Source organism: Pseudoalteromonas sp. Of11M-6, from assembly GCF_022347905.1.
Taxonomy (GTDB): domain Bacteria; phylum Pseudomonadota; class Gammaproteobacteria; order Enterobacterales; family Alteromonadaceae; genus Pseudoalteromonas.
In genome coordinates this window covers 44548-57958 of sequence record NZ_JAKRFW010000005.1, presented here as the reverse complement: position 1 = coordinate 57958, position 13411 = coordinate 44548, and the positions used below count along the sequence as shown (strand labels likewise).

Here is a 13411-nt window from a genome sequence, read left to right as displayed (position 1 = left end):
TAGGTCAGCAGGTGTGCGTATGATAAGAGTTTTAAGATGAAGCGCGGGGCAAAGTCAGAGTGAATTTAGCACCGCCGAGTTCGGAGAATCCAACATGGCAAGTGCCGCGATGCCAAGTGGCGATTTTGCGTACGATAGCCAGCCCTAGGCCATAACCACCGTTATCTTTGCTGCGACTTTCATCTAAGCGTGAGAAGGGAATAAAAACCGATTCCCACTGAGATTTAGGGATCCCATCGCCATCATCCTCAATATGAAGATAAGCGTTGCTTTTGTCACATTCAAGACTAATTTCGATATTTGAGCGACCGTATTTATCGGCGTTTTGCACAATATTTTGAATGGCTCGAGAGAGGTAGTGAGCGTTACCTGAGACGATAACCTGTGTGCTCTTTTTATTAAGAGTTATTTGTTTATCGGTGAGCTTACGGAGTTTGTTTATCTGGTCGTCGACAAGCGCGCAAAGATCCAGTGGTGTTACTTCAAGTTTATCTACTTCAAATTCAAGCCGTGCGTAGGCCAGCATTTCATCTATCATGGCTTCCATTTCGACCACATCATCCGCCATATCGTTTGCTTGCTCACGGCTTTGCTCTGGTAACATGGCTAAAGCAAATTTGAGTCTGGCAAGTGGGGTTCGCAGGTCGTGAGAAACCGCATTAACGAGTAGTTTTTGATTTTCAATTAGCCTTGCGACTTGAGATGCCAAATCGCGGATCTGCTCGGTTAAATTTGAAATAGCAGAAAACCGGGAATGTCGGGTCGCTTTGGGCAGTTGACCTTGAGTGAGATTTTCGGTGATATACCTCAGTTGCAATAAATCAAGCCACAAGGGCCGTATCCACAGCATAAGTAAAAATGCGAGCACGGCATAAGAAAGCAATTTGATGACCCATTGTTTATTGGCAGCTGAAGCGGCTGGTGCTAATGGCCCTAGCTGCATCAGTAATGTTGAATCAGGTACTTTGAAAGTCAGCCATGCGCTACCTTCATCGTCAAAGCTCGTTAAAATACCACCTTGAACTAAAGTGCCGGCTTGCTCTGGAAGCCAAGCGACATCGTCCATGTTGAGTATTTTCACGGTTTCCGACTCTTGGGGTAAGTTGTGTGAGGAAATACTCGCTTTGAGCGTATTAGCAACTGCTTTTGCGTGTCGTAACTCATCGGGCGCGGAGTGCACCCAATGAGACCAAATAGCTTCGCTCACTTGGTTAATAACGACAATGCTGGTAAACACAGCCAAATAGAGGCTGAGCAATAGTTTTAGCACAAATACACTAGCCCCAAGCAGACTTAGAGCAGAGGTAGCCCTTGCCCCACACGGTAATAAGCCTTGCAGGTTGCTCTAGATTGTCGCCAAGTTTTTTACGTAAACGGCTAATACGTACATCAACGCTTCTATCTAATCCGTCATATTCGCGGCCAACAACATGTTTATAGATATAGTCTCGACTCAGCGTTTCGCCCGCATGGCCTGCCAATGTCTTTAGTAAATCAAATTCATAACTGGTTAGTTCAACTTCGTCACCTGCCAAGTAGACCTTACGGTCCGATTTATCTATTTGTAATTCCCCTAAGGTAATGGAGTCAGACTGAACTTCATCATTTTGTGTGCGTCTTAATAGCGCATTCAAGCGGGCGAGTAGCACATATGGCTCAACGGGCTTGATAATGTAATCATCAGCACCGATTTCAAGTCCTTTTACATGGTCGAAGTCGCTATCTTTGGCGGTAAGAAATAAAACCGGCCCTTTAAAATCACCGCGTGCAGCTTTGCAAATAGAAAAACCATCAAGGCTTGGAAGCATAATATCTAAAATTAAAATATCTGGTTTTTCGGCTTCTATCGCTTTAATGGCGTTAATACCATTGTGTAATTGAACGACTTCAAAGCCATTATGGATTAAGAACTTTGCGGTTAACTCCGCTAGTTTTACATCATCTTCGACAAGTAATACCTTGGCCATTAAAACACACTCCAATCGCTTCTGAGTTTGCGTCTATATTGTTGGTTGACGCTTGTGTGTACTTCAATATTTTGTTTTGCAACAACGTTATTTTTAGCATCTTTTAGGGTAAAGAGCATGGACTTTGAGAGGTGGATAATTTGTGTTGATTTTGCCTCCTTGGCCTGCTCCCAGCATTGTAATTTTTGTTTTTCCTGAAATAAACAGAGGTCCATTTTAGCGGGCGATTGCCAAGCAATTTTTGCCGTCATTTCGCAGCGTTGCCCTGCTTGTTTCACCATACATGTAATAGGTTTTATTTCTAATTTAATGCCATTGTTGGGTTTGGTTAAAGCTTTACTTGGTGCGCTGAAAATTATAATTGTGATTAAGTACAGCCTAAAATTCATATTTTCCCCCGACAAAAACCGTCGCGGTATAGCTATCCTCGACTATCGGGCTATCTGTCGTTGTGCTATCAAGTTGCTGATATTTAGCGTTAAATTTGAAGGTCCAAGACTCACTTACGGGATAAGAGTAGGCAAAGCTAACATAAGGCTGGAAGCTTGAACTGCCTTTATACCATAGCTCACTATTCGGTGTATCCGCTTTGTCTATGCCGTAGTAATAGTCCACCAGTTGTCGACTTTTCCATTTTAGCCCTGCTTTAATAAACACATAAGTGTTAGGTGAATTATTGAACCTAAAACGATAGCTAACCCCAACATCGGCATTATAACCTTGATAAGTGTTGGTGATATCGGTGAGCCATGATGCGCTGATTTTTACGCTATCACTTATTATCCAGTGGGCTAAAACGCCGCCATCTATGGCCCATTTTCTCGATTCGATATCGTCTAAGGAGATAGCGGTTTGCTCTGCGGCAAATTCACCGCCAGGTAGCTCATTGCTGGCATCAAACCCCATTTTTTGCACGAATATATTACTAGGGTGAAATTTTTCGAAATAGGCCTGCTCGGTATTAAACGTGCCGATCAAGCTAAGATCAAATTTATCAGTGTAGTGAAAGGTATAGCCCAAAGTCCCATTATCAAGAAAGAGGTGTTCACCGTAATAACTAATATAGGGCACAACAACCAAGGGAATATTTTCACCGTCATGGAGTGGGTTGGAGATCACGCCGCCGCCAAGCGCAATGCCAAATCGCCATTCATCGACTGGCGTACACTCGCTGTCATTGGCGTCACATGGCACCACCGTGGCATTTACCTGAGTGGTAACCAGCAAGGTTAAGGCCATTAATAACTTATTCAACTTGGAACTCCAGTTCTGAATTTGGGCTTTGCACTGGCTTTTTAGAGGTGTCAATCAAAGCGCATTATTACTACCAGTGTAATTTACCAGTCGCTGTACAAATTACCAGAAAGGGTAACATTAAATAACAAAACAAGTTGCCAAGATAACAGAAATTTTAGTGTGAAAGTTTAGGCTTACGTTGGCACTTAACTTACAAGGAAACATATCATGAGATGCAAAATTTGGCTCAGTCTTCCGCTTGCCGCTAGCCTTTGCGCATGTGGTGGTAGTAACGACAATGATGAAGATAAATTACCAGAACTTAACGCGCTTAATAATAGCTCTGCGCCGTTGAAGTCAGCTTCATCAGCTCAGTTTAGTCAGTTTATCAAAAACGGCATTTTCGTTGCCAGCGGTGGGTTGAATAATGGCGATGATTTAGAAAATCCATCAGCAACCACAGATAATGCACCCTACTCAGGCACCAATCAACTGGTTGAAGGGGTATCAGAAAGCGACCGGATTAAATTCGATGGCCGTTACTTATTTATCGGCGGCTCGACCAGCGTTGCATACACGGATACAGACAGCAAAACCTTCGTTAGGATCTTGGATACTGAGGCTACGGATGTCCCTACACAAGTTAATGAATTAGCGGTATCAGATTCAGAGTTTGCAAGCCAAAATCTTTACCTTAAAAACAATCAACTCATCAGCGTATTAATGGACTATGAGTATGACTTTGCTGATGGTATGTCTGAACTGGATGTTCAACCTGAAGTAAATTATCAAGGCGTGATTGAGCTTGCTTTTAGTAACGTATCCCTACCCGCACAGGCTGAGGTCGAAAAACGCTTTCAAATTGATGGTTCATTAGTTGGCAGCAGATTAATCGGTGACAAACTCTATGTTATCGCCGACCACACTATACGCTACAATGGTTTTAATAGCGCTGACAAAGTAGCAAGCTACAATCGCTTAATGGATACTAACATTAACGATTTATTACCCCAATTTAGAAATTTAAAGCAAGGAAGTGTAGCGCCACTGGTTGCCGCAGATGGCTGTTATTTGCCAGCAGATGCTACCACGCAAGATGGATATAATGGCTTAACAACAGTCACGGAAATTGACATTCGCAATCCTGATGAGGTGAAAACAACTTGCGTCAGCACGCGCACCTTTGGTTTTTATATGTCTGCAACAGCAGTGTATCTTTACAATTACTCGTTTAATGGCAGTGATGGTGATGTCAACACATCAATCTGGGATCCATCAGGCATAGTATTACATAAGTTATTGTTAACGGACGAAGGGGTGACATACCAAGCAACAGGTGAGGTGGAAGGTCAACTTGCTCGTGTCAGCGAGACGATGGCTGCGACTCGATTTGATGAAAAAGATGGCGTTCTGCGCGTAGTAACGAGTCAGTATGATACAGATATCGGTAATAGCCATAAGTTGTATATGCTCAAACCAGAAGGGAATGAACTCAACACTGTGGCGACGCTACCAAATAGCCAAAATCCAACCCCTATTGGCAAGGTTAATCCGGATACGGGGCTTGTGGATGAAGATATTTATGCGGTTAGATATTTTAACGATACAGCTTATATCGTGACCTTTAGACAAATAGATCCTCTCTACGTTCTGGACTTATCTGACGCATCACAGCCTAAAATCGCGGGAAGTATAGAGATCCCCGGTTTCTCTTCTTATTTGCACCCTGTTGGTGACGGTTTGCTTCTTGGGGTAGGTCAGCACCTTGGAGACCCTGATGGAAACGTGCAGCCCGGCACCAAAGTGAGTTTGTTTGATGTTGCAAATCCTGCTGAACCCAAGCTATTAAAAGATCATACATTTGCAGGGGGGTTTACACCGCTGGAATATGATTATCGCGCTTTGGCCATGCTAAAAGACAATGCCTCAGTAACTCGGTTCACTTTGCCGATTGTTTACTGGAATACAGAACAAGTGAATGAAAGTAGTTATAACTGGTATAGCCAAAACGATCTCGCCGCATTTGAAATTATCCACGGCGTGGACTCAACACTCAGTTATCGCGGGAGTAGCCGTGCCGAGGTAGCAACGCCCATAGCGAGTGACAAAGCACTCGGATATACCGAAGCAGATAGAGGGCTTATTCAGGCGGATAAACTGCTTTATATCCATGGCAACTACGTGTGGCAGAGTAATTGGCAAACGCCTGCAGACAACAGTGGACCACATTAACCTAACTCCCTTTGAATATTAGGTTGTTGTACACTGTTCCGTTGCCAAGCGGTGAACTGTAGCACTGCTTACCACAGCTTCAGAGTTAACGTTACTTTTGCTGAGTCTGTATCAGCGAAACAGTGATTTTGGCCCCGCCCAGCGCGGGGCTTTTTTGAATTACGATGGTACCACCAAAACGAGTGACTATACGTTGCACAAAGGCCAAGCCAATTCCATACCCTGATTGTGATTGAGAACTGTCGCGATAAAATGGTAGTAACACTTTGTCTCGAACCTCGTTACTTATACCTATCCCGTCGTCTTCAATAATAAACTTAACCTTGTCATTATCGACTCGGGTTTCTAGTGATATTTTACCGTTGGCATATTTTATCGCGTTAGATAATAAGTTATTGATTAGCATGCGTAAGTACTGACCTTCACCGATTATCCAGCAAGGTTTTGACGAAAGTTTTAGTGTTAAGTCATGATGGTGGGCGTTATTGGCTAACTGGTGAGCCATAGCATTCAAGTCAACAGGCTGAAGTTCCACGTCGTCAAGGCGGTGCTGCAATCTTGCGTAATCTAAAATAGCATCAATCACTTGCTCCATTTCATCAAGGTTTTGGTTGATCCTATCTTCGTACTGTGCCCGCAGCTCATCATCATGAGTTTCAACCAGTGTGTCTAGCCCCATTCTTACCCTTGCAAGTGGCGTACGTAGTTCATGAGAAAGTCCGCTGCTTAATAGCTTCATGTCAGTCATTAACCCGGCTATTTGTCGTACCATTTGATTAAACGCTTGCTCAATATCCTTTAAGTACCATACCGTACCGACTTGCACGCGGGCGTTGAGTTCGCCTTTACCCAGCTGATGTGCGGCATTTTTGAGCTTTAACAGCCTAGCAATAAATGGGGATAAAAAGGCGACGACAACAATCAGAACGATAGTGTAAAACAACAAGGTCATGAGCAGGCCATATTTAGTCTGAAATTGCTTCGGCATTGTCAGGATGTATATGTTATCTTGGCTTGTAAGTATGCAAGCGCTTACTGATGATTCGCTTTCGAGGTAAATAAGTCGCTGTTGTGAGAGTGTGCTGCTTAAGCTCGCAGGGAGTGGATAGTCGGCCCTTGGTATAAGTTGAGCGGTTATTGTTTGGTGCAGTGGAAGCGCAGTAATTTGTGACTCAGGTATGTTGTCTTTAGCCATTGCGGCAATAATTGGTGCGGTTGTGCTAAGTGGATCGTAATGCGCTTCATTACTCTCGGAGGATGCGGCGATAAGCTTATCAAACACCTGACCTGTGATAACGCTTGTAAGCGTTAAGATGGTCAGTAAAGCAAACACAAAGCGCCACATTACCACACGTCCTTCGCCAACTGATATCCTTTACCCCATACCGTTTTTATTTTAAATGGGTCTTGGCCATCGTCACCTAGCTTCTTTCTCAAGCGCGAAATACGCAAATCTATAGAGCGGTCAAACCCATCATAATCAAATCCTCTGAGTGCTTTAGTAAGCTCATCTCGGGTAACAATTTGTCCGGCTTTACTGGCAAGTACCCAAAGCGCATCAAACTCATTGCTGGATAAGTTAACTGGCTGCTTTGCAAGGGTAACGTTCCTATCTTCTTTATTAATGTAGAGTGTGCCAAACTCAAGTGTTGCTTTGGGCGCTTGGTGTTGAGGTTGATGACGCCTTAATAGCGCTTTGATACGAGTTTCTAATAACCGGCCTCTTACAGGTTTTTTGAGGTAGTCGTCAGCCCCCATTTCTAAGCCGATAATTTCGTCAATTTCCTCATCCCGTGCGGTGAGCATCAAAATTGGGATGCTGAGCGACAGACGCAGTTGCTTGCAGACTTCAAAGCCATCTAAACTTGGCAGCATACCATCTAAAATCACCAAGTCGGGGGGAGAGGCTAAAACGTGCTCCAGCCCGTCTTGACCATCATGATATAGCCGCACTGAAAATCCTTTGGTAGAGAGGTAATCACTCAGCCACTGGGCCAACTCTTTATCGTCTTCTATTAGGACTAACTCGGCTACCACAACTACTCCTAGAAAAGTCGCCAACGCACGGCGTTACTTTTTTGTTGTTTAAACACCCAAGCATATTGCAGAGCATAGCTTGCGAGAATATCCTTGTTATCTTCTAAGGTAATGAGCAAATCTTTCTCAACTAAAATCTCGCCTTGCCAACTCGCGGTTTTTTGCTGCTGCCAACAAACCAGCTCTTTTTCATCGGCATGGAGACAAAAGTTACCGGTCACAGAGGTTTGCCAGGTCACTGAGAGGTCGATAAAACATTGCTGACCTTGTTCGAGCGCAACACATTGCCCTGGTTTTACGGTCCATACGGGGACCTTAATTTCTTCTTTCGCTTGAGTTTGCATTGCGAGTAGGGCTAAGCCAAATAGTCGTTTTTTCATATTTAGCTCCTTAAAATACGTAGCTAAGTGACAAGCCAATGCTTTCACCGTGCTCAATTCTATCGTTAAAACTGACAATTGCTTTAGTGATAGGGCTATCCATAATACCTGATGCATATTTGGTGTAGCTGACGTGGCCATCGACTATCCAATTTTCTGTTAAAGCGCGTGAAAATCCGAGCTTTACCCCAAGATTAGCCCCACCTTTGGCATCGTAATCTTTAAATGGTGCGCCACCGTAGTAATAATCTAACATGGCCGAGTTTCGGTATTGTGCACCGACTGCGCTATAAAAGTGCCAGTTTTTGTATTGCCAAGGCTTAGAGATCCATAATGAAGCGTAGCGACCATCTGAATAATCTGAGTTAATCACTTTTGGTGCAACAATAGCTCTAATTTGTAAGCCAAATACATTCCCTGTAGCTCTTACCCCAAGATAAGACGAAGTGTTTAGCTCATAGCGAGTCCCGCCAAAACGGTAATTTATTCGCCCATGAGCGGTTGAGAGTAGGGCATCAAATTCCCAATTTTCTGTTTCATAAAACTGATAACCGAGTGCAAGTGCTGGGTCATACTTCTCAGCGCGGCCTGGAAACTCGACAAATAGACCATTACTAAAATAGTAGGCGCCATGTACAGTGGGCGAAAGCGAGGTCTCGGCATTATTGTAAATATCGCTGTTGTAATTTATCCCGTAACCAATGGCCAAATAGCCGTGACCTTCTTTTTTTGCGTCAGTGCTTTTGGCCTGCGCTGCACTTGCGGCCATAAGTGAGGCTGCAATCAATAAATGTGTTTTCATAGCAATTTCTATTAGTTATTAATTTGCTAGTTACTGTAGTGAGTGTAAGCGAGTATAGCTGTATCGACTTTCTGCAAGTTGTATCGAATTGTATCAAGCTTGTTCTGGCCTTCCATAATTAATGGTCTGACATTATGCATGAAAATAAAGGAAGTCGTTACTGTTTGATACATTTTGAAAAAGTCAGAGACAGCATGGCGTACATACCTTAGTTATTGTTTTATCACTTAAACGAAACGAGGTATTTCTCATGAGAACACTAAAACTGGTCACATTATTGTGTGGTGGACTGTCATTATTTGGCTGTAATGATAGTCAATCGACGTCTAACCCTAAACCGAGCCCTGTCTCTCCTCCCGTAGCCGAAGTTGATTTTCAAGCGATGCTCGAACAAAGTGTTGAAGCGGGTATCCCTGGTATTGTGCTCTATATTGATTCGCCTACGCTTCAATTTTATGGTGCTGCCGGGTTAGCAGATAAAGAAAATACGATACCCATGACCACGGACGCTAGGATCCCAAATGGCAGTGCGGGGAAAAAAGTAACTGCGCTCTTAATGGCGATGTTGCATGAACAACAGTTATTAGATCTAGATGCACCGATAAGTGATTATTTGTCTGACGAACTTTTACAACAGATAGAAAACAGTGACGAAATGTATGTTCGGCAGTTACTCAATCATACGGCTGGATTATATGATTATCTCAATGATGCTAACGGTGAATTTTTTGCTGCAGTATTACAACAGCCAGACTTAATAAAAACGGACAGCTTTGCACTGCAGTTTGCCCTCAATCAAGACGCCAATTTCAAACCCGGAGCTGCGTGGAAATATTCTAATACCGGGTATTTATTGGCGGGCCTAATTATGGATAAAGTTTTAGGGGTGCATCACTCAAAGGCGATGCGTGAGTATATCTTTGAACCATTTGGCTTAAGTAGTATGAGTTATGGAGGAATCGAAAAGGCATTTGGTGAAATTGCATCAGGGTACTTTGTTGATGGTGAGGGTAATGAAATTAATACGCAACCTTACTATGCCAATATTGGTGTGGCTGATGCGCCGATTGTATCGACGGCTAAGGATCTTGTTGACTTATTTAAAATCATGATAACGAGCCCAGATATTCCCGCTAATGTGCGTGAGCAATTGCTAGGAGAATCCGTATGGGTGGATACTGATGTCACCGGACAGCAATACAGCATGGGTATCTTTAGTGAGCACGTCGGAAATGAACCTGTTTATCATCATAACGGTGCTGAGATTGGGTATGCGACGTTAAATTGGTATCTGCCGTCAAAAAACATGGTTATGAGTGCAATTATTAATTGCCAAGGCTACAACCAATGCAATGCAGAGATTGACAAAATCTCAGATAAGTTACGCGATACACTTTTTGGTTTGTAAAGATAAGGGGCTACTCAGTGGTAGCCCCTTGGATCAATGCAGAAGTCTAAAACTGGTATTTTGCTCCAATAAACGCAAAACGGCCAACACCTGAGCCATAGGCGCTATCAAAATTACCTGTACCGCCGACGATGAACGGACCTTTTTCGTCGAACAGGTTATTCACACCACCATAAACAGAGAGAGTGCGGTTATCGCCTAGCTCCATGCTGTAGTTTACCGTTAAGCTATGAGTCGTTACTGATGGCAGCGCACCTTGCCAGAGCGGCTCTGGATCTGCGATACAGCTTGTCTCACCAGCTGTACAGCGCTCGTTATTTTTGGCGATTGCAGCTTGCCAGTCTTCATATCTCGAACGGCTGGCTTCCACTGCACCTTTATATTTTGTGCTAAAGCGTACACGCCAGTCATTCTTATACCAAGTTAGTGAAATAGCGCCTTTGTCTTCAAAGATATCGGTGCTGAGGTAGCCTTCATAAAGGTCTTCGTATTGTCCATCAGGACCCGTACTGGTGATTGAGTATTCAATAACGTGTGTCCAATCGGCTTTCACCTTAAAGCTACCGTAATCGCTAGCGTCATACACATATTCTAGTGCGATGTCGTAACCTTTAGTGCGGATCTCATCGGTATTAATGACACGTTGATTAACTTCATAAATCTGGCCTTCTTCATCGCGTTTAACATCACGACAAAACTCGTTACCGTCACCGAATTCCATTGATGATGCATAACAGAACTTAATGATGTCTTCGTTAGCAAGTGAGCTTACCGCATCATCAATTTGAATGTCGTAGTAATCTAGCGCAATTCTAAAATCCGGTGCAAAGGAAGGCGCTAAAGATAAGCCAATGGTGATAGTATCTGCGGTTTCCTCAAACAGCTCGCTATTTCCTGAATTAGGTGAGTAGCCGTTATTTTCGTCTTCAAAAGTACCTTCAGCGGCGATAGCGGCTTGTATTCCCGCATCTTTGCGGCAGTTGTCGTGGCCTGCATCTGTTGACGTCGCGGTAACACCATCACAGATATCATCAAAGCTATCATAGTCTCCACGAGGTGGTGACATTAGCTCTGTTATTGTTGGAGCTCTCATTGCTCGAGCCCAATTAGCACGAATAGAGTAGCCTTCGATTGGTTCGTAAATGAAACCTGCTTTGTAGCTTTGGATTAATCCTGTGTTTGCCCAGCTGTAATCTGCGATACGTGCAGAAACCTCGGCGCTAAGTGACTTGGCCATCGGTGCGTCTTTTAATAGTGGCAGTGACAACTCACCGAAGATTTCACGAACACTCACATCGCCTTCAAATGTAGGAACATAGTTAAATGTTACGCCACCATTTGGCACGTTAGTTGATACGCTCTGCGTGTCTTTTCGATATTCAAAGCCAAATGCCGAGCCAACAGAGCCCGCTGGAAGTTCAAATAAATCACCAGTAATAAAGCCAGAAATAGTCACTTGGTCTATATCAGTCGTAATAGCGGGATTAGCGCGAATATAATCCGCCGCTTCAGGTGTGATCGAGCCTTCGCCGAAAAGGTTGATTGGTACACAGCCTTGGCTACGTGCTTGCTCATCTTTACACTGAACCGTACCATCATCAAGGCGTTCAGCATTTAGCGCTTGTTTGACTCGTGCAACGTAAATTTCGTTACTGCGGGTTTGCTCTTGCTTAAATTTGCCGTAGCCAACAGAAACGTCCCACTCCCAGTCATTCCAAATATAACCACGTAACCCACCCCAAGATCTGATAGTTGTTCTCTCATTACTAGTGATTATATTTCCCACTTCGGTGAATAGCCGATCCCACTTCACGCCTTTGGAGCTAGCCTCTGCACGAATTGCTTCTGGCATATAGGGGTTATCATACGGAATCCGACCCATACAGTCTGAGCCAAATTGACTGCTATTTGGATCATAGGTAACAATCGCATCACATTCATCCTCGCTTTCAGGCGACTTTACGTTGCGCGAGGTATTTCGGCTGTATTGCATTTGAAAGTAAGCTTCAGTACCCGAGTCAAACTCATACTCTGTTTTTACTGCCGCAGAGAGGTCTTTGTCCGGTACTCTCAACATAGTGAACTGGTTGATGTGGATACCATGGAGCTCTTCTTGCCAATCGTCGCGTAAGGTTGTGCCATCATACCAAAAACCTGAGTTTGGCTTAGTGCTACTTGACTCATCAAATACACCACCAGGGATAGAGTCGCTCAAACTAGTCCATTGTGATTTATCAATATCTTTCATGCAACGGTAAGCGCTTTTGGTATCTGGATCGTAGTTTGCTGTGAGCATTACATTGCACATACGATCATCATCATAATCCCAGCTATCTTGTTGCTGAGCACGTTTCCTGTCCCAGTAGCTCAATCCTTTTTCTTCGTCGTATGAGGTACTAATGAAAAGGTAGCCTCTGCCATCATGGTAAGTTGTGCCGTAGTCCGCACTTATTGTGTATTCCTGAGCGCCACCTTCGGTACTTTCACCGCCTCGGGCACTAAATGTTGCCCCTTCCTGGTCTTGTTGAGTAATAATATTAACGACACCTGCAATGGCATCGGAGCCATACGCTGCAGAAGCGCCTCCAGTGATAATTTCAACTCGCTCAACCATACCTTTAGGGATGGTTGATAGGCTGACATAGTTACCCGAATAGCTGTTGGATACGACTCTTCTTCCGTCGATCAAAGTCAGTGTTCGGCTAACACCCAATTCGCGCAAGTCGATAGTTGAAAGTCCGGTATTTTGCACACTGCTTTGCGAGTTACCATTACCGGTCCCCTCACTCACTTGGGGCATTTCTTCAAAAAGAATATCTGAAAGCGAACCTAAACCTGCATCATTTAGCGACTCGGCTCCCATTGTGGCGATAGGGGTTGACACTGAAAAGCTATCACGTTTGATGCGGGAACCGGTGACGACGATCTTTTCTAGTGATTTATCTTCATTTTGTGCTTTAACTACCGCATTATTTTGTTCAACTTGCTGACGGTCGATTTGTTGCTCTTCGGCAGTTGCCATATTGCTGCAGGCGAGCGCGATAGATAGGGCGAGTAATTTAATATTATTGTTAGGTGACACGGGAGTCCCTCTTTTTAATTTCTGATTGTTGTTTATTTTTGGGGCTTGAAGAAAGAAGTACGTATCTTATTGTGCTGATTAAACTACAAAAAACTACGGCTTCTCATTTTATCCATTGTGACTATCGCTAATGTTCACGCAATAAATTCGACATCTATTCTTTGACGTTTTTATCTCTATTTAATATCTATTGAAAAATAAGTATTAAATTCAATTGTTTATATTGTTTTTTGAGGGTGGGAGTGAATTTCTATCATGATGTTTATC

Annotated in this window: 11 protein-coding genes; 2 read left to right on the top strand and 9 right to left on the bottom strand. The window is 43.6% G+C overall.

The window, feature by feature from the left end:
• Positions 1-31: 31 nt before the first annotated feature.
• Genes MHN32_RS04145 through MHN32_RS04130 form a run of 4 tightly spaced genes read right to left on the bottom strand, consistent with a single transcriptional unit; the run spans position 32 to position 3221 of the window.
• On the bottom strand, positions 32-1270 hold the full coding sequence (locus MHN32_RS04145) for an ATP-binding protein (protein ID WP_239420997.1): 1239 nt from the start codon (positions 1268-1270) through the stop codon (positions 32-34).
• Positions 1271-1277: 7 nt separating this feature from the next.
• On the bottom strand, positions 1278-1967 hold the full coding sequence (locus MHN32_RS04140; protein ID WP_239420996.1) for a response regulator: 690 nt from the start codon (positions 1965-1967) through the stop codon (positions 1278-1280).
• Positions 1967-2371, bottom strand: coding sequence for a DUF3019 domain-containing protein (locus tag MHN32_RS04135; RefSeq protein ID WP_227388036.1), 405 nt, complete (start codon positions 2369-2371; stop codon positions 1967-1969). Before MHN32_RS04135 ends, MHN32_RS04140 begins: the two co-directional genes overlap by 1 nt.
• Positions 2346-3221: a MipA/OmpV family protein gene (locus tag MHN32_RS04130; RefSeq protein ID WP_239420995.1), complete on the bottom strand. Its 876-nt coding sequence runs from the start codon at positions 3219-3221 to the stop codon at positions 2346-2348. The genes MHN32_RS04135 and MHN32_RS04130 overlap by 26 nt, the downstream gene beginning before the upstream one ends.
• A 210-nt stretch (positions 3222-3431) precedes the next feature.
• Between MHN32_RS04130 and MHN32_RS04125 the strand changes: the two genes are divergently transcribed.
• Positions 3432-5435, top strand: a complete 2004-nt coding sequence (locus tag MHN32_RS04125) for a beta-propeller domain-containing protein (protein ID WP_211865297.1) — start codon at positions 3432-3434, stop codon at positions 5433-5435.
• A gap of 91 nt (positions 5436-5526) precedes the next feature.
• Here MHN32_RS04125 and MHN32_RS04120 read toward each other — a convergent pair whose 3' ends face one another.
• The 4 genes from MHN32_RS04120 to MHN32_RS04105 are packed head-to-tail and all read right to left on the bottom strand — an operon-like array spanning position 5527 to position 8654.
• Positions 5527-6780, bottom strand: coding sequence for an ATP-binding protein (locus MHN32_RS04120; RefSeq protein WP_239420994.1), 1254 nt, complete (start codon positions 6778-6780; stop codon positions 5527-5529).
• The gene (locus MHN32_RS04115) at positions 6780-7472 is read right to left on the bottom strand and encodes a response regulator transcription factor (protein ID WP_237117156.1); all 693 of its coding nucleotides are present in this window, start codon (positions 7470-7472) and stop codon (positions 6780-6782) included. The genes MHN32_RS04120 and MHN32_RS04115 overlap by 1 nt, the downstream gene beginning before the upstream one ends.
• 8 nt (positions 7473-7480) lie before the next feature.
• Positions 7481-7852 (bottom strand): DUF3019 domain-containing protein, encoded by a 372-nt coding sequence (locus MHN32_RS04110; protein WP_102058272.1) that lies wholly within the window; start codon positions 7850-7852, stop codon positions 7481-7483.
• 10 nt (positions 7853-7862) lie between these two features.
• A complete protein-coding gene (locus MHN32_RS04105) occupies positions 7863-8654 on the bottom strand; it encodes a MipA/OmpV family protein (protein WP_010603906.1) in 792 nt (263 codons plus the stop codon).
• A gap of 250 nt (positions 8655-8904) precedes the next feature.
• Between MHN32_RS04105 and MHN32_RS04100 the strand changes: the two genes are divergently transcribed.
• Positions 8905-10062 carry a serine hydrolase domain-containing protein gene (locus MHN32_RS04100; protein ID WP_239420993.1) on the top strand — a complete coding sequence of 386 codons (1158 nt, stop codon included), beginning with the start codon at positions 8905-8907 and terminating at the stop codon, positions 10060-10062.
• 46 nt (positions 10063-10108) lie between these two features.
• Here MHN32_RS04100 and MHN32_RS04095 read toward each other — a convergent pair whose 3' ends face one another.
• Positions 10109-13144, bottom strand: coding sequence for a TonB-dependent receptor (locus MHN32_RS04095; protein WP_239420992.1), 3036 nt, complete (start codon positions 13142-13144; stop codon positions 10109-10111).
• Positions 13145-13411 lie beyond the last annotated feature (267 nt).

Bases quoted from the DNA above. Each gene is read 5' to 3' on its own strand.
- MHN32_RS04100 (WP_239420993.1), top strand. From the start codon at position 8,905: ATGAGAACACTAAAACTGGTCACATTATTGTGTGGTGGACTGTCATTA.
- MHN32_RS04105 (WP_010603906.1), bottom strand. From the start codon at position 8,654: ATGAAAACACATTTATTGATTGCAGCCTCACTTATGGCCGCAAGTGCA.
- MHN32_RS04140 (WP_239420996.1), bottom strand. From the start codon at position 1,967: ATGGCCAAGGTATTACTTGTCGAAGATGATGTAAAACTAGCGGAGTTA.
- MHN32_RS04110 (WP_102058272.1), bottom strand. From the start codon at position 7,852: ATGAAAAAACGACTATTTGGCTTAGCCCTACTCGCAATGCAAACTCAA.
- MHN32_RS04125 (WP_211865297.1), top strand. From the start codon at position 3,432: ATGAGATGCAAAATTTGGCTCAGTCTTCCGCTTGCCGCTAGCCTTTGC.
- MHN32_RS04120 (WP_239420994.1), bottom strand. From the start codon at position 6,780: ATGTGGCGCTTTGTGTTTGCTTTACTGACCATCTTAACGCTTACAAGC.